The sequence below is a fragment of the Micromonospora sp. CA-248212 genome (genome assembly GCF_050948405.1).
In the GTDB taxonomy this organism is placed as follows: domain Bacteria; phylum Actinomycetota; class Actinomycetes; order Mycobacteriales; family Micromonosporaceae; genus Micromonospora.
Map to the genome: position 1 here is coordinate 5,235,843 of NZ_CP192023.1, position 22,155 is coordinate 5,257,997.

Below are 22,155 nucleotides of genomic sequence, written 5' to 3' on the forward strand. Positions count from 1 at the left end.
GGCGGTCGGTTCCCGGCCGCCGTCGCAGTGCACTCACGACGCTGCCGGGGCGGCGGGCAGGTCCCGCCGCCGCCGGAGCGGTCCGATCAGCAGGATCAACGGGGTGAGCGCCGACCAGGCGGTCATCACGGTGATCGCGGTGCCGACGCCGTAACGCGCGCCGAGCGCCCCGGCCAGCACGGCTGCCAGCGGGATGGTGCCGTAGTTGAGCAGGTGCATGCTCACCGTCACGCGCCCGAGCAGGTGGTGCGGCGTGTACGTCTGCCGGAACGCGCCCTTGACCACGTTGCCGATGGCGACGCCGAGGCTGACGAGCACGCCGCCGAGCGCCGGCCAGAGCAGGCCGACTCCGGGCCCGGCCAACGGGATGAGCAGGGCGGACGGGCCGGTGAGCGCCGCCGCGACGAGCAGGGCACGGGCGCTGCCGAAGCGCCGGGCGACCACGGTCGCCAGCAGCGCGCCGATGATGCCTCCGACGCTCATCACCCCGACGAGCACGCCCACCAGGCCCGGCGCGAGTCGTAGTTCGCGGACCAGGAACACGACCAGGACCGCCTGGTAGCCGGTCAGACCGATGTTGCTGGCCGCGCCGTAGAGCGTCAGCACCCGCAGGTACGGGTCACCGATGACGAAGCGGAGCCCGTCGGCCATGTCCCGGCGCAGCGATCGGGAGTGGTCCCGCCGTTCCGGACGCGTTTCGGCGGTGCGGATCCGCAGCAGGAACACCGCGGAGAGCAGGAACGTCAGCGCGTCCAGCAGCAGCGCGGCGACCGCGCCGGCGAGTTGGGCGATCAGACCGGCGATGCCGGGCCCGACGACGTAGCTCATCGTCTGGGTGGCCTGGAGCTTCGCGTTGCCGTCGGGTAGTTGCTCGGGTCGCAGCAGCACCGGCAGGTAGACCTGGTCGGCGGTCTCGAAGAAGACCCGCGCCACGCCCGCGCCGAGCGCCACCAGCAGGAGTTGCGCGACGGTGAGGCGGCCCAGCAGCGCCGTCACCGGCACGCTGACGAAGGCGAGCGCGCAGATCAGGTCGCAGACCACCATGAGCGGCCGGCGTGGCAACCGGTCCACCCACGCGCCGGCCGGCAGGCCGATCAGCAGCCAGGGCAGCCAGGCGGCGGCGGCGAGGACCGCTACCTGGAAGGTGCTGGCGTCGAGTACGGCGACCGCCACCAGCGGGAGCGCGACAACGGTGACGTTGCTGCCGATGCTGCTGACCGTCTGGCCGGCCCAGAGCAGGCGGAAGTCGCGGTGGCGCAGCAGCCCACCGGCCGGTCGGACCGGCGTGGGACCGGTCCGGGTGGCCGCCGTCACGGCCGGGCCGGTACGCCGTGGACGAACACGAACACCGGGTGCCGCTCGACGCCGTCGTCGGTGCGCTCGCGGTCCTCCCAGCGGGCCAGCAGGGCGTTGATGTCGGCGCCCAACTCGTCCAGTTCCTCGGGCGTCAGGTGCAGCCACCGGTCGGAGGAGAACGGCGCGTCGCCCCAGGCGGCCTGCGCCGTCTCCTCGGCGGCGTGCCAGGCGCGGGCCAGCGCGACGTGCCGGTCCAGGTTGAGCGAGGTGGCGGCGTCGGCGACGGCCCGGTCGGCGGGGTCGGTGTCGAAGTCGGCCGTGGACCAGCGCACTCCCCGGGTGACCAGTTTCCACCAGCGTTCGCGGCGGTCCCGGGCCAGCTCGGGGGCTTCGGTGACCAGGTCGGCGGCGGCGAGGACCTTGAGGTGGTGGCTGACGTTCGCCGGTGCCTGGTCGGTGCGTTCGGCGAGCATGCCGACGGTGGACGGCCCGTGCACCTTGAACACGTCCATCATTCGGCGGCGCAGCGGGTGTGCCATGGCCGCGAGGACCCGCGAGTCGGTGACCTGGCGTACGTCGGGCTTCTCCATACCGGCAGCATGGCATCGGCAAGAGATATTGCGCAACTGTTATTGCTCAACATCCATTGCGAACCGCCGGAAGGGTGGGGGCGGCCCGGTGGGGTCGGGCCGCCTCCCGTTCAGGCGACGAGCCGGCGGGCCAGTTCGTCGGCGACCTGCTTGGCGATGGTGGGCGGGATGGCCGCGGCGATCTCTTCCGGCGTCAGCCCGGCCAGCACGCCCTGGATGATCGCCTCCTCGTCGGTGAAGTCCTTCCCGGCCAATGCGTTGAGCGTGTTCTGCAGGGCGGTGAGTTGCGCCGTCATCGCTCGCAGGTTCCAGTTGCCGGTCACCGGGACACCGGTTTCGTCCCGGCCCTCCGCCATTCGGGTGTAGATCTGCCCGATCGGATTGCGGCCGTCCAGCACGGTCAGGTTCTTGTGAACGGTGGCCAGCCAGTTGTGCTCTTCGGGGGTCATGTCGTCGTCCTCCAGGAGTCCGATGGAGCTGAGGTAGCGGCGGAACAGGGGCCGCTGGTCGCGGCCCGCCTTGATGGCGTCGCGGAAGAAGCTGAAGTGGGTGTGCCAGCGGTGCGAGCTGTCGCCGCTGGTGCGTTTGCCGAGCCGGTCCCACCGCTTCACGGTCGTACCGTCGGGGCTGTAGATGATCTCGCGGATGTCCCGGGTGTCGGCCGCGTTCGCGGCGCACTGACCCACACACCACACCGAGAAGCTGGCCAGGGTGTGGCTACCGCCACCGGAGCGGACGTCGAACTCGCCGACGTCGATCGCCGCCGCGTCCAGGGTCAGTCCGGACCGGTCCCGGGGTGACTCGACCACCGAGTAGTCGTTCGGGACCACCCGGTCCGAGCCGCAGTGATAGCCGCCCCGGTGGGCCGGGTCGCCGACGATGCCGACCTCCGCCGGATCGAGGTCGTCCGGGCCGGGCGCGTTGTCGAGGTGAGTGAGGAGCAGACGTCGAAGGTCCAACAGATTGTCCGGGGCCCGCGTCATGGGGTCCCCCTTTCGGCTGGGGCGGGGACCGGGCGCGACGTCACACCGCGTACGCGGTGGTGGGCTGTGGGCGAGCCCGGTCTGGTACTGCACGGCGCCGGGCGTTGACCCAACCATAGCCCGCAGTTCCGATGAATGCCCAGCTCAGAGGCGCTTTGTTCAGATTGGAGGCAGAGCCGGGGCAGAGTGGACGATCGGCAACAGCAGCGCCGAGGGGTGAGCCGGGCCAGAAAGCACCTGCCGCCAACCGGCACGCAGCGTCACCGCAGTACCGAGAGGTTCGCCGGTGCCGGGGTTGCGTGCCCACCGCGGATGGGCGCCACCGGCGACCTGCACCCGCAGCCGGTGCCCGGTGGCGAACCGGTACGCGGTCGGCCAGAGCGTCACCGGCACCCGCAGCACCCCGGACGAGTCGGTGGGGAAGCGTTCGGGCGTCACCCGCACCAGACCGTCGCACACGTTCCACGACCGACCGCGCCGGTCCACATCGCACAGCCGCACGAAGACGTCCAGATGCGGCAGTTCGCTGCGGACGTGCAGCTCGGCGCGGACCGGGCCGATCACCTCGACCGGCTCGACGAGCGGCGCGCTGGTGTAGGTCAGCACGTCGGGGCGGGCTTCGACCTGCCGGTTGTCCACCGGACCGGCTCGCTGGGCGACCAGCAGCGGCCCACCCAGCGACGGGGTGGGGTCGGCCGGGTCGTACCGAAACCCGTCGGCCGTCGACGCGACCGGGGGACGTACCGCCAGCTCACCGCCCGGATGCAGGTGCCAGGCGGTCCCGACGGTCGGCGGTGGCCAGTCCGGCAGGTCCCGCCAGCCGCCGCCGGGACCCCCCACGTGCAGCCGGACGGGGGCGGCGCGGGGCGGAGGTTCGTCGTCCAGCGGCCCGTCGAGGTGCTCGTCGAGCCAGGTCAACCCCTCCCGCAGGGCCGCCACGAACAGCCCGGGGCTGCCGTGGGTCCAGGGCCCGATCACCAGGCGCGGTCGAGCGCCGGTGGCGCGCAGGGTGGCGTAGTCGTCGAGTTGGGCGGGCAGGAAGATGTCGTGCCAGCCGGTGACCATGACCACCGGCGCCCGCACCCGGGCCACCCGGTCGGCGAAGACCCGCTCGCGCCAGTACGCCGCCTCCGGGGTGTGGTGGCGCAGCCACTCCTGAAAGAACGGGATGCGGACACCGGTGGCCACCCGGTCGGCGTCCGCGAGCGGCAGATGCGCCAGCGCGGCGGCCAGCCGGGGCTGGCCACGCTTGAGTTCCCACTGCCGGGCCAGCCACGGCACGGTCTGGGCGTGTAACAGCTCGGCCCAGGTCAGCACGGTGTCGAGGGCGAACGACTCCCCCGCGTACGTCGAGTCCCGGGTGGCCGAGGCGGTCACCACCGCGACCATCGCGCGCAGTTCCTCGCCGGCGTCGGCGGCCAGCGCCCACTGGGCGAAGCCCTGGTAGCTGACGCCGAACATGCCGAACGCCCCGGACCACCAGGGCTGGCGGCGCAGCCAGTCGAGGGTGTCGACCCCGTCGTCGCGCTCGTGCACCAGTGGGGCGAAGGTGCCGCCCGAGCCGCCGGTGCCCCGGCACGACTGGATCACGGCGTGCCGGCCCCGCGCGGCGAGCAACCGGCCGAGCAGCCGCAAGGGACCACCCCGGCCGTACGGGGTGCGGATCAGCACGGCCGGCGCGGATGCGCGGTGCGGCGCGTAGTGGTCGGTGCGGAGCACCACGCCGTCCCGGGCGCGGACCGGGATGCCCCGGGTGGCCCGGACCGGGCCGGGAGGCGTCACGGGCAGCCGCAGCGCGGCGGCGGCGAGGCGGGCGACGAGCCGGCCGGGCACGGTCAGCCCGTCGTCCGGTGGGGCGCGCCGGGCCGGGCGGCGCGGACCGCGTCACGGTGCGCCCGCAGCGACTCGCCCATCTCGCCCAGGAACCGGTGCACGACCTCCAGCTCGTCGTCGTCGAAGCGGTCCATCACGGTGTCGGTACGGGCGCCCAGCGGCCGGAAGAACTCCATCGCGAGGGCGGCGCCCTGGTCGGCGTAGTGCAGCAGCACCTTGCGCCGGTCGGTGGTGTCCCGGTCGCGGCGGATGTGCCCGGCCCGTTCCAGGCGGTCGATCAGGGCGGTGACCGAGCCGGAGGACAGGTTGAGCTGCTCGCCGAGGCGGCCGGGGGTGATCGGGTCGCCGAACAGTTCGGCGTCCATGACGGCGATCAGCGCGTTCAGGTCGGTCGGGTTGAGGCCGTGCAGGGTGGCGAAGGCGTGACCGACCTGCTGGGCGTCCACCGCGTACCGCCGGAGGTTGTTGGTGATCTCGGCGACCAGCTGCTCGCGGCGCGTGTCGCGCCGCCGGTACATGCCGTGAGTCGCCACGTCGCGCCGCTTCTCCCCGTCGTCGGTCTGCCGGGTTGCAGCATAGAGCAGCCGCCGATAATCTCGGCCATCAAGATACTTGTCTTTCGAAAGACCTAGGGGTCAGTGATGTCCGTCTTCAGCAGGGTCGCGCGGGGTCGGCTGGCCGCCTGGCTGACCGTCGCCGCCGCGCTCGTCGTCGCCGCGGTCGTCTTCGGTGTCCCGCGGCCGGACAATCCGACGCCGGTCTCCGCCACCGGCCTGGACGCCACCTGGCAGTCCACCCAGGTGCAACGTCTCCAGGACCAACTGCCCACCAGCGACGTCCAACCGGCCATCGTGGTCGTCAGCCGCGAGGGCGGCGGAGCGCTGAGCGACGCCGACCGGGCCGCCCTGACCTCCCGCTCCGGCGACCTGGGCCGGTTCGCGGTGGGCGGCCGGGTGAGCCCCCCACAGGTCTCCCCGGACGGCACGGTCGCGCTCGTCGCCGTCCCGCTGGACACCTCCGGCGGTCAGCAGGAGGTCGCCACACGGGTCGCCGAGCTGCGCGACGCGCTGTCGGACCTGCCCGACCCGCTGGCCGCCGAGGTCACCGGCGCCCCCGCCCTCACCGCCGACCTGTCGTCGGTCTTCGAGGGCGCCGACGTCACCCTGCTCGCGGTGACCGCCGCCGTGGTCGCCCTGCTGCTGCTGGTCACGTACCGCAGTCCGTTCCTGTGGATCGTGCCGCTGGTCGTCGTCGCCGCGACCGAACAACTCACCCTGCGCGCGGTGGAGACGATCGTGCCGGCCGTCGGCATCAACCTCCAGCAGGGCCAGGTCACCGGCATCGCCAGCGTGCTGGTGTTCGGCGCCGCCACCGACTACGCCCTGCTGCTCATCGCCCGCTACCGGGAGGAGCTGCGGCGCGAGCAGGACCGCTTCGCGGCGATGCGGGCCGCGCTGCGCCGTACCGCCGAGCCGATCCTGGCCAGCGGCGGCACCGTGGTGCTCGGGGTGCTCACCCTGCTGCTCAGCGAGCAGGAGACGAACCGGGCACTGGCCGTGGCCTGTGCCACCGGGGTGGTCTTCGCCATGCTCTCGGCGCTGTTCGTGCTCCCCGCCGTGCTGGTGCTCTTCGGTCGCGGCCTGTTCTGGCCGTTCGTACCCCGGGTCGGCGGCCCGGCCCGGGAGGGCCGGCTCTGGGGCCGGCTCGGCGGCCTCGTACGACGCCGGCCGGTGGTGGTCGCGGCGCTGTCGACCCTGCTGCTCGGCGGCCTGGCCCTCGGTGGGCTCGGGATCCGCACCGGCCTGTCCGAGACCGAGCAGTTCCGGGCCGCGCCCGAGGCGGTGACCGGCGCGCAGACCCTGGCCCGCGCGTTCCCCGCCGGCAGCACCCAACCGGTGGCTGTGCTCACCACCCCGGCGGCGGTACGGGCGGTCACCGACGTCGCCGCCGCCGTACCCGGTGTCGCCTCGGCCCGACCGGGGGACGCCGGCCAGGCCGTCGCCCAGGTCGACGTGGTGCTGGACGCCGAGCCCGGCACGCCCGCCTCGGATCGTGCGATCGAGGCGCTGCGCGACGCGGTCGCCGCCGTTCCCGACTCCGCTCCCCCGGCCGTCAGCGGCGTCGAGTCGCCCGCCGGGGCGATCGTGGGCGGCTCGGTGGCCGCGACGTACGACTCCGACGAGGCCAATGACCGGGACCTGCGGCTCATCCTGCCGATCATCCTGCTGTTGGTCGGCGCGGTGCTGGTGCTGCTGCTGCGGGGCCTGGTCGCGCCGGTGCTGCTGGTGCTCACCGTGATCGCGTCGTTCTTCGCCAGCCTCGGCGCGGCGTGGCTGCTCTTCGACCACGTGCTGGACTTCCCGGCGCTGGACAGCGGCGTGCTGCTGCTCGCCTTCGTGTTCCTGGTGGCGCTCGGTGTGGACTACAACATCTTCCTGGTCACCCGGGCGCGCGAGGACGCCCGCAGCGCCGGCACCCGCGACGGCATGCTGTCCGCGCTGCGGGTCACCGGAGGTGTCATCACCAGCGCCGGGGTGCTGCTCGCCGCGGTGTTCGCCGTGCTGGGCGTGCTGCCGCTGATCACGCTGACGCAGATCGGCATCATCGTCTGCATCGGCGTGCTGCTGGACACGCTGCTGGTCCGTACGGTCCTGGTGCCGGCGCTGGCGTTCCTGCTGGGGGACCGCTTCTGGTGGCCGGGCCGCGTCGAGGCCGAGCCGGCCGTCGACGCCCCGGCAACGCGGGAGCCGGTGGCCGTCCGCGACTGACGCGCACGGAAAAGGGGCGGGGGTCCACCCCCGCCCCTTTTCGTCGTGTTCAGTAGCCCAGGCAGACGCACTCGGTCATCAACGCCCGCACGTTACGCACGTACGACGGATTCGGGATGGCCAGCGGCTCGCCCTCCTGCGCCACCGCCCCGTGCCCGAAGTTGTACGCGGCGATGACCGCGTTGAGCAGGCAGGAGTCCAGTTCGGCGGTGCACAGGTCCGCGTCGAGCCGGAAGTCGGACTCGAAGTACATGTCGCCGATGTACTTGGTCAGCCAGGCCAGGTAGTTGGCGCCCAGGTACGCGTTGTCCTGGTAGGCGGCGATGTCGTAGCTCTGGTCGAAGCGCTGGTTCATCCAGGTCGCGGTGGCCGGCATGACCTGCATCAGCCCGACGCCGCCGTCGCAGGCGTAGATGTTGGACTGCCAGCCGCTCTCCTGCCAGGCCGTGGCCTTGAGCAGGTTGAGCGGGATCTTGAGGTCAGGGGCGGAGCTGGGCCAGTAGGTGCGGGCGGCGGCCGCGGACAGCGCCGTCTTCACGTCGGCACGGCTCGCCTGCGTGCCCTTGTAGCTGGGCTTGCAGGACGAGGGGGCGGGCTTCGGTGGGGCCGGCGGGACCTTCGTCTCGGTGGGCGCCTTGGCGACCACCCGCGGCTTCGTGGGCGGCGACGTACGCGTCGGCTTCTTCGACGGCTTCGGGGAGGCCGACGCGCTGCGACTCGGGGCGGCGCCCATCGCCGCCACCCCGCTCGCTGAGGGGCTCGCCTCGACGGACGGCTCGTCGACCGGCTCGTCGACCGGCTCGTCGGTCGGCGCGTCGGTGACCGAGACGGGGGCGGCGGCCTGGTCCTGCGGGCGTTCCCCCTTGCCGGCACAACCCACGGTGCCGCCGGCGATCAGGAGGCCGGCGAGCACGAGCGCGCCCACCCGACCGGCTCGTTGACGCATGGTGATCCTCCCCCGTCGAACAGTCGCCGCAGATTAGCAAGGTTCGACGGGCCGGGGTTGCCCCTGCGACGGGCGGACCGGACCGCTCGACGGCTCCCGTCCGCCGACCGCACGGTCCCGGGTGGCCCAGGCGACCATGAACACCACCGTCCACAGCACGCCGAGCAGCACCGCCGCCGCCGTACCGCTCGCCGTGTCCAGGCCCAGGTACAGCCGGGCGACGCCGACCCCCAGCACGCCCGCCGCGGCGGCCGTCCACGCGGCCACCGCCACCGGCCAGCGCGCGTTGCGCGACACCAGCCAGGCGAGGGTGCAGAGGCTCGCCGCGACCACGGCGTTCTGGGTCGGGAACGGGACGGCCTCGTTCCCACCCGGGCCGCCGTGCGTGCCGGTCAACTCGGCCACCCCGGCCAGCACCACCAGCGGCACGAACGCGCCGACCGTGCCCACCACGCTCAGCAGGTCGGTACGCAGCGGGCGGCGACGCCACGCCAGTACCGCCGCCACCATCGCCACCAGCACGATCAGCGCCCACCCCCGTACCAGTGACACCACGACCAGGGTGGCGTCGGCGGCGTCCGGAGTGCGGCGGGCGGTGAACCAGACGTCGATCGCCCCGTCCAGGGCCGCCAGTCCGCTGTTGCGCACCACCACGGCGAGCAGGCCGGCGATGGCCAGCCCGGCGGCGAAGAGCAGCAGCAGCCCGACGGCCAGGTTGAGCAGCAGCGTCCAGGTCGGTCCGATCCGCATGGCCACCAGGAAGAACAGCACCCCGTAGCGGGCGCTGAGCCAGCGCACCGGCGGCAGCGCGGCGGCCCGCGACAGCAGCGCGCGCGCCGGGTCGGGGTTGCGCCCGAGCCACCGGCCGGCGAGCACCACCCCCAGCAGTCCCGCCAGCAACGCCAGTGCCGCGCCGGTGGCCCGACCGAGCACCCGGGAGACCGTGTCGTACGACTCACCGGCGAGGTGGCCGAGCAGGATCGAGCCGCCCACCCAGGTCGCCACCCCGGCCAGGTTCCAGACGGCGAACCGCCGGTACGGCATGCCGGCCGCGCCGGCCAGCCGGGGCACCAGGGTGCGGGCGAAGGCCACCCACCGCGCGGCGAACACGCCCCGCCCACCGAGGCGGGCGAGCATCGCGTCGGCCCTGCTCCACCGCTCGGGCCCGACCCGGTGACCCAGCCCGGCGCGCAGCCGGGGGCCGTAGCGCCGACCGGCGCGGAACGCCAGCGCGTCGCCGGCCAACGCCGAGACGATCATCGCGAGCAACGCCGGCCCGAGGCGCAAGGTACCGTTGTAGGTGAGGAAGCCGACGAGCAGCAGGGTAGCCTCACCCGGCACCAGCAGGCCGAAGATCACCGCGGTCTCGCCCGCCACGATCAGCGCGGCGACCAGGTAGATCCACAGGGTGGGCAGACCTTGCACCCAGGTCAGCAGGTCGTGCACTCAGGCCCCCGGGACACGGGAGCCAGCATGCCAGCCGGGGGAACCACCGGCACAGCGGTTTCACCATAGATCAGGGGCACCTGGGGGTGACCCCGACGCAGCCTGCGCGAGCGCAGGCGGAAGGATAGAGGGTATGCAGCTTCGCACCGACCTCCGCAATGTCGCCATCATCGCTCACGTCGACCACGGCAAGACCACCCTGGTCGACGCCATGTTGCGGCAGGCCGGCGCGTACGGCGCACGAGGCGAGAACACCGAGCGGGTGATGGACTCCGGCGACCTGGAGCGGGAGAAGGGCATCACGATCCTGGCGAAGAACACCGGCGTGCGGTACCTGCCCGCCGATGGTTCGGACCCGGTCACCATCAACATCATCGACACCCCGGGCCACGCCGACTTCGGCGGCGAGGTCGAGCGCGGCCTGACCATGGTCGACGGCGTGGTGCTGCTCGTCGACGCCAGTGAGGGCCCTCTCCCGCAGACCCGCTTCGTGCTGCGCAAGGCGCTGCGGGCCCGGATGCCGATCATCCTGGTGATCAACAAGGTGGACCGTCCGGACGCCCGGATCAAGGAGGTCGTGGACGACACCTACGAGCTCTTCCTCGACCTGGACGCCGACGAGGAGCAGATCGACTTCCCGATCGTCTACGCCTGCGCCCGGGACGGCATCGCCTCGCTGACCCAGCCGGCCGACGGCTCGGTGCCCGACGACAGCGACTCTCTGGAGCCGCTGTTCCGCACCCTGCTGGACACCATCCCGGCCCCCGCGTACGAGGACGACGCGCCCCTGCAGGCGCACGTCACCAACCTCGACGCGTCGCCGTTCCTCGGCCGGCTCGCGCTGTGCCGCGTCCGACAGGGCACCATCAGCAAGGGCCAGACCGTGGCCTGGTGCCGCACCGACGGCAGTACCCAGCGGGTCCGCATCTCCGAGATGTTGATGACCGAGGGTCTGGAGCGCAAGCCGGCCGAGACCGCCGGGCCGGGCGACATCATCGCCGTCGCCGGCATTCCGGAGATCATGATCGGTGAGACGCTCGCCGACGTGGAGAACCCGGTGGCGCTGCCGCTGATCACCGTCGACGAGCCGGCCATCTCGATGACCATCGGCACCAACACCTCGCCGCTGGTCGGCAGGGTCAAGGGCTCCAAGGTCACCGCCCGGATGGTCAAGGACCGCCTCGACAAGGAGCTGGTCGGCAACGTGTCGCTGCGGGTCCTGCCGACCGAGCGGCCGGACGCCTGGGAGGTGCAGGGCCGCGGCGAGCTGGCGCTGGCCATCCTGGTCGAGCAGATGCGCCGGGAGAGCTACGAGCTGACCGTCGGCAAGCCGCAGGTCGTCACCCGGGAGATCGACGGCAAGACCTGCGAGCCGGTCGAGCGGCTGACCATCGATGCCCCGGAGGAGTACCTGGGCGCGATCACCCAGCTCCTCGCGACCCGCAAGGGCCGGATGGAGCAGCTGGTCAACCACGGCACCGGCTGGATCCGGATGGAGTGGTTGGTGCCGGCGCGTGGCCTGATCGGCTTCCGCACCGAGTTCCTGACCGACACCCGGGGCACCGGCATCCTGCACCACGTCTTCGAATCGTACGAGCCGTGGTTCGGCGAGCTGCGCACCCGCAACAACGGGTCGCTCGTCGCCGACCGCTCCGGCGTGGTCACCGCCTTCGCGATGATCAACCTGCAGGAGCGCGGCCAGATGTTCGTCGAGCCGACCACCGAGGTGTACGAGGGCATGATCGTCGGCGAGAACTCCCGCTCCGACGACATGGACGTCAACATCACCAAGGAGAAGAAGCTCACCAACATGCGGGCCTCGACCTCCGACGAGACCGAGAAGCTGATCCCGCCGCGCAAGCTCTCGCTGGAGCAGGCGCTGGAGTTCTGCCGCGAGGACGAGTGCGTCGAGGTCACCCCGACCTCGGTGCGCATCCGCAAGGTGGTGCTCGACCAGCAGCAGCGCGGCCGGGCCGCCGCCCGCCGCAAGCACGCCGGCTGATCGACAACCGCACCGGGCGCGTCGGCCGCTTGCGGCCGGCGCGCCCGTGCGCTTCCCCGCCGGGGTACGTCCGCCCGACGCCGTCCTCCTCGACTACGGTCACCGGCATGACCTGGGATGATCTCGACGCCTTCCTGGACGCGGTGCCGGGCACCGTCTCGGCGTACGTGGGTCGACTCGACGCGCCCCCGAGCTGGACCCGCCACGCCCACGCCGGCCACTACGCCGCCAGCACCATGAAGGTGGCGGTGCTGGCGGCGCTGCACCGCGCCGCCGAGGCCGGCACGCTGGACCTGGACGCCGACGTCCCGGTGGTCAACGAGTTCGACTCGGCCCAGCCCGGCGCGCCCCGGTTCTCCTGCGCCCCGCACTACGACAACGACGACGCGGTCTGGGACCGGCTCGGCCGCACGGCGTCGCTGCGCTGGCTGGCCGAGCGGATGATCGTGCGGTCCAGCAACCTGGCCACCAACCTGGTCATCGGGCACGTCGGGCTGCCCGCGGTGGCGCAGGTGTGGGCCCTCGCCGACGCCCGCGACAGCGTCACCGGCCGCGGCATCGAGGACTTCGCGGCCCGCGACGCCGGCATCACCAACACCGTCACCGCCGCCGACCTGGCCGCCCTGCTGGGCGCGCTGGCCAGCGGCGTCACGACCCCCGGCCGTCTCGCCTCGCCGACCGGGTGCGCCGCCATGCTGGACGTGCTGCTCGCGCAGGAACACCGCGAGGACCTGGCCGCCGGCCTGCCCGAGGGCACCCGCATCGCGCTGAAGAACGGTTGGGTACGCGGTGTGCGGCACGGTGTCGGCGTGGTGCTGCCCGACGACGCCCCGCCGTACGTGATCGCCGTGTGCACCACCACCGACCTGGACGACGGCGACGACGACGCCTGTCGGCTGATCGCGCGCGTCTCGGCCCAGGTGTGGGCCGACCGGCACCGCCTCTGAGCCCGACGCCCTCACTCCAGCAGGTGCGCCCGCAACGCCTCGACCACGTCGTCGGTCAACCCCAACCCGTCGCGCAGGTACGCGTCGAACGAGCCGTGCACCCGGCGGACCTCCTGGTAGCCGGCGTCGAGGTACGCGGGGCGGACCTCCAGTACCGGCAGCACCGCGTCTACGTCCAGCGCGGGCTCGCGGCGGCGCATCGCCTCGACGATCACCGCGCGCAGGCTCTCGGTCAACGCGTTGTTGCGAAGGTAGTCGGCGCGGATCGCCTCCTCGTCGACTCCGAGCGCGGTGAGCAGGATGACGGTGAGCCAGCCGGTGCGGTCCTTGCCGGCCGAGCAGTGGTACAGCAGCGGCAGGTTCTCCGGGTCGGCGGCCAGGCGTACCGCCGCGCCGAAGTTCCGCCGGGCCGACTCGCCGGTGACGAACCACCGGTAGATCTCGGCCATCGCCCCCGCCGTGCCCTGCCGGGCCAACTCAGCGTACGCGTCGAGGTCGTGCCCGAGCAGCACCGCCGAGACGTACGTGAAGACCGGGTGTTCCGGATCGTGCACCGGCAGGTGCGCCACCCGGGGCTCGCCGGCCAGCCGGTCGGGCGGCGCGACGTCGATCTCCGTGCCGTCGCGCAGGTCGACCACGCAGGCCGGCGCGAGTGTCGCGAGCACCGGCAGGTCGGCGTCGGTGAGCCGGCCCAGCGCCGGGGTGCGGACGAGCTGGCCGGCGCGCACTCTGCGACCATCGGCGCCGACCAGGCCGCCCAGGTCACGGGCGTTCGGCGCGCCCACCAGTTGCCAGTCCCGTACGACCATCCGGCCCGCCCTCCCGCCGTGTTCCTGCGTATAGGGTGCCCCATATGACGATCTCGGCGGTACGCACCCACCGGGTTTCCGCCCCCTTACACACCCCGTTCGTCACGGCGCTGCGCCGCACCACCACGGTGGACACGTTGATCGTCGAGCTGGTCGACGCCGACGGTCGGTCCGGTTTCGGCGAGGCGCCGCAGGTGTGGCAGGTCACCGGCGCCTCGGTCGCCGGGGCCGAGGCCTGCGTCCGCGAACTGCTCGGTCCGCTGCTGTCCGGACGCGACCCGGACGACCTGGTGGCCCGCTGCGCCGAGGTGCAGCGGGCGGTGGTGGGCAACGAGGCGGCGAAGGCGGCGGTGGACGTCGCGCTGCACGACCTGGCGGCGCGGCGTTTGGGCGTACCCCTGGCGCGGTTGCTCGGCGGCACGACCCTGCGGGTCCCGACGGACGTCACCCTCGCCGCGGGCGACGCGGTCGACCTGGCGGCGGCCGCGCGCCAGCGGCGGGCCGACGGCTTCGGCGTGCTGAAGCTCAAGGTCGGCACGGACGCGGCCGGCGACCTGGACCGGGTACGGGCGGTACGCGCGGCGGTCGGCGCGGACGTGCGCATCCGGCTGGACGCCAACCAGGGCTGGACGCCGCGCGAGGCGGTCCGGGTGATCCGTGGCATCGAGGACGCCGGGCTGGACGTGGAGCTGGTCGAGCAGCCGGTGGCCCGCTGGGACCTGGACGGGCTGGCATGGGTCAGCGACCGGGTTTCGGTGCCGATCCTGGCCGACGAGGCGGTCTTCGGGGTCCGCGACCTGGTGGAGGTGATCCGCCGCCGGGCCGCCGACCTGGTCAACGTCAAGCTGGCCAAGTGTGGCGGGCTGCACCCGGCGCGCACGCTCCTGGAGTTGGCCCGCGCGCACGGGCTCGGCACGGTGGTCGGGTCGATGATGGAGAGTCAGGTCGGCATCGGCGCGGCGGCGAGTCTGGTGGCCGCGTACGGCACCACGGCGGTCGCCGACCTGGACGCCGCGAGGTGGCTGGCCTGGTCGCCGGTGCAGGGCGGGATCCGCTACGAGGGGCCGACAGTGGTGTTGCCCAACGCTCCTGGCCTGGGCATTTCCGGTCTGGCTGAAGTAAAGATGCAGACTCGTGGTTGAGCGCTGGCGGTTTTCTTCATAGGGTTGCCCCCAGACAGCCGACACGAGCTGGGGGTCGATGTGGAGCTTCAACCGGGCCGCGAGGCCGTCGTCCGGGTCGCGGTGGCGACGCTGTGGTCAGCGCCCGAGGCGGTCCGGACGGTCGACGGTCCCGCGCTCACGGCCGGCGTCGACATCCCGACCTGGGTCTCCGGCCTGGACACCGACCAGCAGGTCGGCGACTGCGTGTTGAGTCAACTCCTGCTCGGCGAGCGGGTGCTGATCGACGAGCTGCGCCCGGACGGCTGGGCCCGGGTCGTCGCCGTCGAGCAGCCGGCCGCCAAACTCGATCCCCGCGGCTACCCGGGCTGGCTCCCCGCCGACCAGCTGACCCCCACCGATCCCACCGTCAGCGGCGACCCGCTCGTCGTGGACGCCACCGTCACCGGGCTGCACGCCACCCCGGACGGGCCGGTCGTGCTGCCGGGAGTCGTCGTCGGCACCCGTCTCGTCCCGGCCGGTCCCGCCCGCGACGGCTGGCGGGCGGTCCACGTCCCGGGCCGGGCCGCGCCGCTCTGGCTGCCCGACGGGCACCTCGTCCCGCCGTCGAGCGGGCCAGCCAGCGCCGCCGACGCGCTCGCGGTGGCCCAGCGGCTGCTGGACGTGGCCTACATCTGGGGCGGGCTGTCGGCGTACGGCATCGACTGCTCGGGCCTCGTCCACCTGGCCTGGCGCCGGTTCGGGGTGCTCCTGCCCCGCGACGCCGACGACCAGGCGGTGGCGACGACCCCCCTCGACCTGGGCGCGGAGCGCCCCGGCGACCTCTACTTCTTCGCCCGTCCCGGCCGGAAGATCCACCACATCGGCATCGTCACCGCCGCCGCCGACGGCTCGACCGACCGGCGGATGCTGCACGCCTGCTACCGACGGCGGCGGGTGATCGAGGAGCCCTTACCGGCGGACCGGACGGCCACCCTGGTGGGCGTGCACCGGGTCTGACCGGCCGGCCCGTCGCGGCGCCCGCCTCAGCGCCGGGCCGCGGCCAGCTCGCGACGCCGGTCCCGGGCGGACTTGACCAGGCTCGCGACAGTGGCGACGCCCAGCGTGCCGATGATGACCAGCAGGGACAGCCAGATCGGGATGTGCGGCGCCCACCCGACGTGCTCCCCGCCGTTGATGAACGGCAGGTTGTTGTCGGCCAGCGCCTCCAACACGAGTTTGACGCCGATGAAGCCCAGGACGACGGCCAGTCCGTAGCTCAGGTAGATCAACCGGTCGAGCAGGCCGCCGAGCAGGAAGTAGAGCTGGCGCAGACCCATCAGCGCGAACACGTTCGCGGTGAAGACCAGGTACGGCTCCTGCGTGATGCCGAAGATCGCCGGAATCGAGTCCAGCGCGAAGATCAGGTCGGTGGTGCCGATCGCGATCATCACGATCAGCATCGGCGTGAACAGCCGTCGCCCGTTCTCGTGGGTCGTCAGCTTCGCGTCGTCGTAGCCCTTGGAGATCGGCAGCGCCCGGCGGCTCCACCGGATCAGGAGGTTCTCGGAGAACTCGTCCTCGTCCGGCTCACCCTGGCGGGCCAGGTTGATCGCCGTGTAGATGAGGAACGCGCCGAAGATGTAGAAGACCCAGGAGAACTGCGAGATCAACGCCGCTCCTGCGGCGATGAACCCGCCACGCATCACCAATGCCAGCACGATGCCGATGAGCAGCACCTTCTGCTGGTACTGCCGGGGCACCCCGAACCGGGCCATGATGATGACGAAGACGAAGAGGTTGTCCACCGAGAGGCTGTACTCGGTGAGCCAACCGGTGTAGAACTGCCCCGCCGAGCTGGCCCCGGAGGCCAGCCAGACACCGGCGCCGAACAGCAGGGCGAGGCCGACGTAGAAGGCGACCCAGAGGCTCGACTCGCGCACGCTCGGCTCGTGCGGACGCCGACCGATGATCAGCAGATCGACGAGCAGCACCGCAGACAGTGCGACGAGGGTCCCCGCCCACACCAATCCGGACACGTCCAACGTTCATTCCTCCGGCAGACACGCGGCGTCGGGCACACCGTACGCCCCTGGCGGGGCCGGCGTGCCGCTGTCGCTCACTCTGGTGACTGTCGGAGGTCTCTTCCGCCCCCGACCCGCGAACGGGACGGCGACCGACGGAGCCGGGTCGGTCGCCGAGAATCCGGCGATCGTCCGTGCTGACGACTTCGTCGCGGGGGAATACTCCCCTCCTCGCGGACCATTGTTGCCCACCACGCGCCGTGATCACACCTGGGGCCCGGGGTGCCATCGCACACCCTCTTAGCCGTCCTAGGAGGCTAGCGTGTCGGGTGCGCTGATCGGGTCGGTGAACGACCAGCCGGACGCCAGCAGGTCGTCGCAGACCCGCACGGCCCGCGCCAGCCGCTCGGCGTGCGATCCGGTCAACTCCACCACCGGCACCCCCGACCCGGCCAACTCGTCGCGGAACCGGTCGGTCATCCAGGCCCGCAGGTGCTCACCGTCGCGCAACCCGTCGTCGGCGAACGGCACGCCCCGGTGGTCGGTCAGCAGGTACCGCGCCGGCCGGCGGGCCGCCGCCCGCACCTGCGGCGACGCGCTACCCAGGTAGCGCTCCTCCCAGACCGCGGTGGCCCGCGCGTCGGTGTCGCAGAACAGCAACGGCCCCGACGACCGGGCCGCCGCGTCCTCGGCGGCCTGCTGCTCGCGGACCACCTCGCGAAAGTCGTCGCGGTTCCAGCCGACGTCGAAGATCGTCGCCTCGGGCGAGCGCTCCCGCAGCCGGGCGAGCTTGCGGGCCGTCAACTCCCGGCCGTACTCGGGAACCCAGACGGTGCCGTAGTGCGCGGCGAGCGCCTCGGCCATCGTGGTGGTGCCCGTCGACTCGGCGCCGACCACCACCACCCGCCGCACGAGAGCGGCCCGCACCGGCGGGCTCAGCCACCGCCAGTGACCCGCCGGGTCCGCGCGGACCGCCGTCCCGGAGACCGGCACGGTCCGCCGATCCGGATCGACCGACACCGGCACGGCCCCGAATCGGCGGGCCAACTCCGGTCCGTACGCCTCGGAGGAGAAGACGGCGTCCACCTGCTCCGGTCCGACCGCCTCGCGGAACACCGCGCAGTGCGCGTCCCAGACCGCCGGGTCGTCGTAGTCCACCGGATGGTCGTCGTACCGGCCGACGAACCGGACCCACGGTGTGTCCGCGTGCGCCTCGCGCAGCCAGTCCAGCCGGGCCGCGAGCGGGATGGACTCCCGACGCGACGGCGCCACCACCACCGTGACGGTGGCGCAGCGGGCGGCCGCCGCCGCGATCAGGGCATGGTGCCCGGCGTGCGGCGGATAGAACTTCCCCACCACCATCCCGTGCCCGAACTCGGGACGCCGCGCCTGCGCCGTCTCGCTCACGCGGTCACCGGGGTCGGGCCGGGCGGCGCCGGGGTAGCCGGGTCGAGTCGGCGCTCATCGGCCCGCCAGGCCCGCAACCCGACCACGCACAGCGCGAGGAAGACCAGGTACAGCACGGCCGTCAGGTGCAGCCCCTTGTAGGCGTACAGCGGGATGTAGATCAGGTCGGCCGCGATCCAGAGCCACCAGCTCTCCACCCGCTTGCGGGTCTGCCCGTACGTCGCCAGCAGGGACAGCGCCGTGGTCAGCGCGTCCGGCAGCGGCACCGTCGAGTCGGTGGCCCGGTCCAGCAGGACCCAGAGCCCGCCGGTGAGCAGCACACCCACGACCGCCAGCCACACCCACTCCCGTCGGCCGGTCCGGCTCACCGTCAGCCGGGTCCGGCGTTCGCCCCCGAACAGCCAGTGCCACCAGCCGTAACAGCCGAGCGCCACGTACACGACCTGGAGCCCGGCGTCGGCGTACAGCCCGGCCGTCCAGAACAGCAGCATGAGCAGCAACACGTTGGCGATGCCGATCGGCCAGTTGGCGACGCGCTGCCGGGCCACCAGCCACACGTTGAGCACTCCGGTGGCGAACCCCAGCAGCTCCGCCCAGGTCGTGCCGACGCCCCCGACCTGGAACGCGGTACCGGTAAGCCAGTCGATGATCATGTCGTCAGACCTTAGGACGTGTGTCGACGGCGGAACAGACCCCGCGGCACCCGCACGACCCCGGGCCGTGAAAGGCTTGCCGGCATGGTGCTTGAGGTCGCGCTGATCGACGTACTGCCCGGACACGAGGACGCGTTCGCCGCCGCGTACGGCGAGGGTCACCCGGTGCTGGCCGGCACGCCCGGCTGCCGCTCGGTGCGGATGACCCGGGGCATCGAGTCGCCCACCCGGTTCGTGTTGTTGGTGGAGTGGGACTCGGTCGAGGCGCACGAGAAGAACTTCCGGGACACCGACCGGTTCGCGCGGTGGCGCGCGCTCATCGGGCCGCACTTCGCCGGACCGCCGCTGGTCGAGCACTTCCTCGACGTACCGGCCTGAGTGGACCTGTCGTACCCCGCGGTTACCGTGCCTCCCGCACGCGCGGGTCGCCGGTCCCGACGGGCTCGGGGGCGCCGGGCCCGGTGGCCGCGCGGGCGAGTCCTACTGCCCGACGCGGCGGGCCAGGACGGTGACCGTCTCCTCCGGTGACAGCGCCGCCGCCAACAGCGCCTCGGTCATCCGCTCGTACCTGTCGACGTCGAGCACGGTCGCCAGGCGCACGTCGGTGGTCAACGCCTCCAGCATCACCGTCCGCGGGTCCTCCGGGTCGGGAAAGGCATACCAGGAGTACGGCGTGAGCGGGTGCAGCCCGCCGCCGGCCAGCCCGCGTGGCAGCAACCGCACCGTCACGTGCGCCAGCCCGGTCACCGCCACCAGGTGCCGTAGCTGCTCCCGCCAGACGTCGACCGGCAGGTCGCCCGGGTCGCATACCGCCTCGGCCAGCACCGCCGTGTAACGCGGCGGGTCGGCCCGGCGCAGCACCTCCTGGCGCAGCGCCCGCGCCCGCACCTCGGCCTCCACGTCGACCTCGGGCGTGAGCAGGACACCGGCGGCGACCCGCGAGCGCGCGTACGCCGCCGTCTGGAGCAGACCCGGCACGAGCGCCGGCTGGTACTCGACGATGTCGGCCGCGCCCGCCTCCAGCTCGGCGTACACGCGCTGCCGTTCGCTCATCTCGCCGAGCGCCTTCCACCAGCCACGGCTGGTGGCCGCGTCGCGGGCGATAACGATCAACGCGTCCCGGACCGGGTTGGGCACCTGGTAGACGTCGAGCAGATCCAGCACGTCGGCGAGATCCGGACGGCTCTGCCCCAGCTCGATGCGGGACAGCTTCGACGTCGAGGCCCAGCCCAACCGGTCGCAGACCTGTTCCAGGGTCAGCGCCTCGCGTCGGCGTAGCTGACGCAGCTCAGCGCCGAGGCGCGCGCGTCGAATGACAGGACTTGTTGGCAACGGCATCCCCGCCTCCCCATCGAGGGAGCGTACGCAGGACGATCACCCAGTGCAATAGCGCGGTGGCGCACCGCAACTGAGGCGGTCGCGCCATGCGGGGAATCCGATGCCGTCGAAGCCTCCCTTCCCTGCTCAGGGCTCAGGCCGGTAGGCGCGGTCAAGCCGGAACTCAGCTCAGGGCCGGTAGGTGGCTCAGGGCCGGTAGGTGGCTCAGGCCGGTAGGTGGCTCAGGCCGGTAGGTGGCTCAGGGCCGGTAGGTGCCGAACGACCAGTGGATACCGGCGAGGTCACGGGCGGCGTAGTCGCGGGACCCGTAGTCGGTGTCGAACGGCTCCCGGGTGATGTCCGCTCCGGCGGCACGCGCTTGGGCGCAGTGGGCGTCGACGTCGGGCACGGCCACGTAGACGGACCAGTCGTCCTCGGCCGCCGGAGACGCCGGGCCCACCCGAGGACCCAGCATGATCATGCCGGTGTCGAGGACGAGTTCGGCGTGCGCGACCGTGCCGTCCGGCGCCTCGTGCACGGCGTGCACCTCGAAGCCGAACGCGGAACAGAGCCAGTCGATCGCGGCACGCGGATCGGGATAACGAAGGATCGGATAGACGGTTCGCATAGCGACAAGTCTCCGACCCGGAGTCGACCCCCCGATTGGACGAATGTGACCCGGGCAGCCCAACCTGCGCCGGGATCGCCGCGCTGGAGCGGCCCGACCCCCAGGTTCCCGCAAACCGGGCCGTCGGCGCGCTCAGGACGCCCCCACTTCCCTGAACCCGAGTCGATCGTGAACGTTGATCCACACCAGGTCGCCGACGTGGCGGCAACCGGGCGGTCGGACACCGCCAGATCGGCGATCTGGAGTTGACCATGCGCGGTTTCAGTGGCTGTCCGTCCGTCTCACGCGCCGACGACGTCACGTACCGACGGCGTCACGCGCCGACGACCTCACGCACCGACGGCCCCACGCACCGACGGCCTCACGCGGCGACGACGTCAGGTGCCGACGGCCCCACGCGCCGACGGCCTCACGTGCCGACGGCGTCTGACGTCAGACGGGGGAGCGTGCGGCGAGCAGCGCCGCCGGTGTGGCGCCGGCGAACTGGTGGAAGTCCCGGATGAGGTGCGACTGGTCGTAATAGCCACATCGGACGGCCACCTCGGCCCAGTCGACGGCCCGTCCACGTCCGGGCGGCGATCCGGTCGCGGCGGCATCGCGCAGCGCCGCGCGCGCGTGTTGGAAGCGCATCAACCGGGCCGCCGTCTTCGGTGGCAGGCCGACGTCCTCCCGGAACCGGGCCGCCAGATGTCGCCGGCTCCACCCCAGCTCGGCGGCGAGCTCGCCGACAGCGCCGCGCCCACCGCTGGCCGTGAGCCATCGCCAGGCCCAGTCGAGGCGGGCGTCGACGGGTGGGGACGCCGCCAGGCGGTCGGCGAGTGCCGCGTCCAGGAGCGCGAAGCGCTGCGGCCAGCCCCCGGCGTCGGCGAGCCGGCCCCGCAGCCGGTCGAGCCAGCCGCCCGGGAGCTGATCGAGGCCCACCGCCCGGTTGGTCAGCTCGACCAGCGGCAGCCCGAGGACACGCCGGGCGGTCAGCGGCGTCAGCAGCAGCTCCACGCCCTCCCCCACGCCCACCGTGCGGGTGGTGCACCAGCCGTCGAAGGTGCCGGCCACGAACGAGTCCACCCGCTCGACCCCGCGCTCGGCGCCGCGCGGATCGGCCACGTCCAGCGGCGCACCCCAGCCCAGGATCAGCACCACGAAGGCACCAGCGGTCTCCCGGCGGACCAGGGGGACGTCCGCGCGTTCCCGGTAGCCGATGTACCGGTCGACGAACGGACGCAGACGGAGCTCGGGCACTCCGAGGACCAGTTCGTCGTCGATCGGCGTCATCGCACCCGACCGCCCTTCCCGCTCGCCGCACGAACCAACCACCCGGCGCGTGGCCGAGACACGCCCGCCCATGCCGGTCAAGGGTGACCAGCTCGGCACGGAGATCAACCGCGAGCGGCTGCCGGGCGCTCCAC

20 protein-coding genes are annotated in these 22,155 nt (G+C 72.8%); 6 read left to right on the forward strand and 14 right to left on the reverse strand.

The window, feature by feature from the left end; genetic code table 11:
* Positions 1–33: 33 nt before the first annotated feature.
* The 5 genes from ACQP03_RS24485 to ACQP03_RS24505 all read right to left on the reverse strand — a co-directional run bounded on the left by ACQP03_RS24485 (position 34) and on the right by ACQP03_RS24505 (position 5,220).
* Positions 34–1,314 (reverse strand): MFS transporter, encoded by a 1,281-nt coding sequence (locus ACQP03_RS24485; protein ID WP_433458637.1) that lies wholly within the window; start codon positions 1,312–1,314, stop codon positions 34–36.
* A complete protein-coding gene (locus tag ACQP03_RS24490; RefSeq protein ID WP_357392809.1) occupies positions 1,311–1,886 on the reverse strand; it encodes an ArsR/SmtB family transcription factor in 576 nt (191 codons plus the stop codon). Before ACQP03_RS24490 ends, ACQP03_RS24485 begins: the two co-directional genes overlap by 4 nt.
* Positions 1,887–1,996: 110 nt before the next feature.
* Positions 1,997–2,869, reverse strand: coding sequence for a hypothetical protein (locus ACQP03_RS24495; RefSeq protein WP_357392808.1), 873 nt, complete (start codon positions 2,867–2,869; stop codon positions 1,997–1,999).
* A gap of 159 nt (positions 2,870–3,028) precedes the next feature.
* On the reverse strand, positions 3,029–4,702 hold the full coding sequence (locus ACQP03_RS24500) for a CocE/NonD family hydrolase (RefSeq protein ID WP_357392807.1): 1,674 nt from the start codon (positions 4,700–4,702) through the stop codon (positions 3,029–3,031).
* A gap of 2 nt (positions 4,703–4,704) precedes the next feature.
* Positions 4,705–5,220 (reverse strand): MarR family winged helix-turn-helix transcriptional regulator, encoded by a 516-nt coding sequence (locus tag ACQP03_RS24505; RefSeq protein WP_357127345.1) that lies wholly within the window; start codon positions 5,218–5,220, stop codon positions 4,705–4,707.
* Positions 5,221–5,343: 123 nt separating this feature from the next.
* On the opposite strand from ACQP03_RS24505, the gene ACQP03_RS24510 reads away from it, so the two are divergent.
* Entirely contained in the window at positions 5,344–7,470 is a 2,127-nt protein-coding gene (locus tag ACQP03_RS24510; protein ID WP_357392806.1) for an MMPL family transporter, read from the forward strand.
* Positions 7,471–7,519: 49 nt separating this feature from the next.
* On the opposite strand, the gene ACQP03_RS24515 is transcribed toward ACQP03_RS24510, so the two are convergent.
* Both ACQP03_RS24515 and ACQP03_RS24520 read right to left on the reverse strand, forming a co-directional pair.
* On the reverse strand, positions 7,520–8,416 hold the full coding sequence (locus tag ACQP03_RS24515; RefSeq protein WP_433458641.1) for a transglycosylase SLT domain-containing protein: 897 nt from the start codon (positions 8,414–8,416) through the stop codon (positions 7,520–7,522).
* A 33-nt stretch (positions 8,417–8,449) separates the two neighbouring features.
* Positions 8,450–9,862, reverse strand: a complete 1,413-nt coding sequence (locus ACQP03_RS24520) for a DedA family protein (RefSeq protein WP_357127271.1) — start codon at positions 9,860–9,862, stop codon at positions 8,450–8,452.
* A 133-nt stretch (positions 9,863–9,995) separates the two neighbouring features.
* Between ACQP03_RS24520 and typA the strand changes: the two genes are divergently transcribed.
* Both typA and ACQP03_RS24530 read left to right on the forward strand, forming a co-directional pair.
* On the forward strand, positions 9,996–11,864 hold the full coding sequence (gene typA, locus ACQP03_RS24525) for a translational GTPase TypA (RefSeq protein ID WP_357127268.1): 1,869 nt from the start codon (positions 9,996–9,998) through the stop codon (positions 11,862–11,864).
* A gap of 107 nt (positions 11,865–11,971) precedes the next feature.
* A complete protein-coding gene (locus ACQP03_RS24530; protein ID WP_357127265.1) occupies positions 11,972–12,811 on the forward strand; it encodes a serine hydrolase in 840 nt (279 codons plus the stop codon).
* 11 nt (positions 12,812–12,822) lie between these two features.
* Here ACQP03_RS24530 and ACQP03_RS24535 read toward each other — a convergent pair whose 3' ends face one another.
* Positions 12,823–13,620, reverse strand: coding sequence for a tyrosine-protein phosphatase (locus ACQP03_RS24535; protein WP_357170818.1), 798 nt, complete (start codon positions 13,618–13,620; stop codon positions 12,823–12,825).
* Between the two features lie 44 nt (positions 13,621–13,664).
* Here ACQP03_RS24535 and ACQP03_RS24540 point away from each other — a divergent pair, with 44 nt between their 5' ends.
* Both ACQP03_RS24540 and ACQP03_RS24545 read left to right on the forward strand, forming a co-directional pair.
* Positions 13,665–14,762, forward strand: coding sequence for a mandelate racemase/muconate lactonizing enzyme family protein (locus ACQP03_RS24540; protein ID WP_433458644.1), 1,098 nt, complete (start codon positions 13,665–13,667; stop codon positions 14,760–14,762).
* Positions 14,763–14,822: 60 nt separating this feature from the next.
* Positions 14,823–15,740 carry an NlpC/P60 family protein gene (locus ACQP03_RS24545; protein ID WP_357170814.1) on the forward strand — a complete coding sequence of 306 codons (918 nt, stop codon included), beginning with the start codon at positions 14,823–14,825 and terminating at the stop codon, positions 15,738–15,740.
* A gap of 26 nt (positions 15,741–15,766) precedes the next feature.
* Here ACQP03_RS24545 and ACQP03_RS24550 read toward each other — a convergent pair whose 3' ends face one another.
* The 3 genes from ACQP03_RS24550 to pnuC all read right to left on the reverse strand — a co-directional run bounded on the left by ACQP03_RS24550 (position 15,767) and on the right by pnuC (position 18,804).
* Positions 15,767–16,765: a TerC family protein gene (locus tag ACQP03_RS24550; RefSeq protein ID WP_357127253.1), complete on the reverse strand. Its 999-nt coding sequence runs from the start codon at positions 16,763–16,765 to the stop codon at positions 15,767–15,769.
* 288 nt (positions 16,766–17,053) lie between these two features.
* Positions 17,054–18,151, reverse strand: coding sequence for an AAA family ATPase (locus tag ACQP03_RS24555; protein WP_357127249.1), 1,098 nt, complete (start codon positions 18,149–18,151; stop codon positions 17,054–17,056).
* Complete coding sequence (gene pnuC, locus ACQP03_RS24560) at positions 18,148–18,804, reverse strand: nicotinamide riboside transporter PnuC (RefSeq protein WP_357127246.1); 657 nt, start codon at positions 18,802–18,804, stop codon at positions 18,148–18,150. The genes ACQP03_RS24555 and pnuC overlap by 4 nt, the downstream gene beginning before the upstream one ends.
* A gap of 84 nt (positions 18,805–18,888) precedes the next feature.
* Here pnuC and ACQP03_RS24565 point away from each other — a divergent pair, with 84 nt between their 5' ends.
* Positions 18,889–19,182 carry an antibiotic biosynthesis monooxygenase family protein gene (locus tag ACQP03_RS24565; RefSeq protein WP_357127243.1) on the forward strand — a complete coding sequence of 98 codons (294 nt, stop codon included), beginning with the start codon at positions 18,889–18,891 and terminating at the stop codon, positions 19,180–19,182.
* A gap of 102 nt (positions 19,183–19,284) precedes the next feature.
* On the opposite strand, the gene ACQP03_RS24570 is transcribed toward ACQP03_RS24565, so the two are convergent.
* The 3 genes from ACQP03_RS24570 to ACQP03_RS24580 form a co-directional block, all read right to left on the reverse strand.
* The gene (locus ACQP03_RS24570) at positions 19,285–20,142 is read right to left on the reverse strand and encodes a helix-turn-helix domain-containing protein (RefSeq protein WP_357127240.1); all 858 of its coding nucleotides are present in this window, start codon (positions 20,140–20,142) and stop codon (positions 19,285–19,287) included.
* A gap of 238 nt (positions 20,143–20,380) precedes the next feature.
* The gene (locus ACQP03_RS24575; RefSeq protein ID WP_357392799.1) at positions 20,381–20,749 is read right to left on the reverse strand and encodes a VOC family protein; all 369 of its coding nucleotides are present in this window, start codon (positions 20,747–20,749) and stop codon (positions 20,381–20,383) included.
* Positions 20,750–21,181: 432 nt separating this feature from the next.
* Positions 21,182–22,021, reverse strand: a complete 840-nt coding sequence (locus ACQP03_RS24580; RefSeq protein ID WP_357170810.1) for an AraC family transcriptional regulator — start codon at positions 22,019–22,021, stop codon at positions 21,182–21,184.
* Positions 22,022–22,155 lie beyond the last annotated feature (134 nt).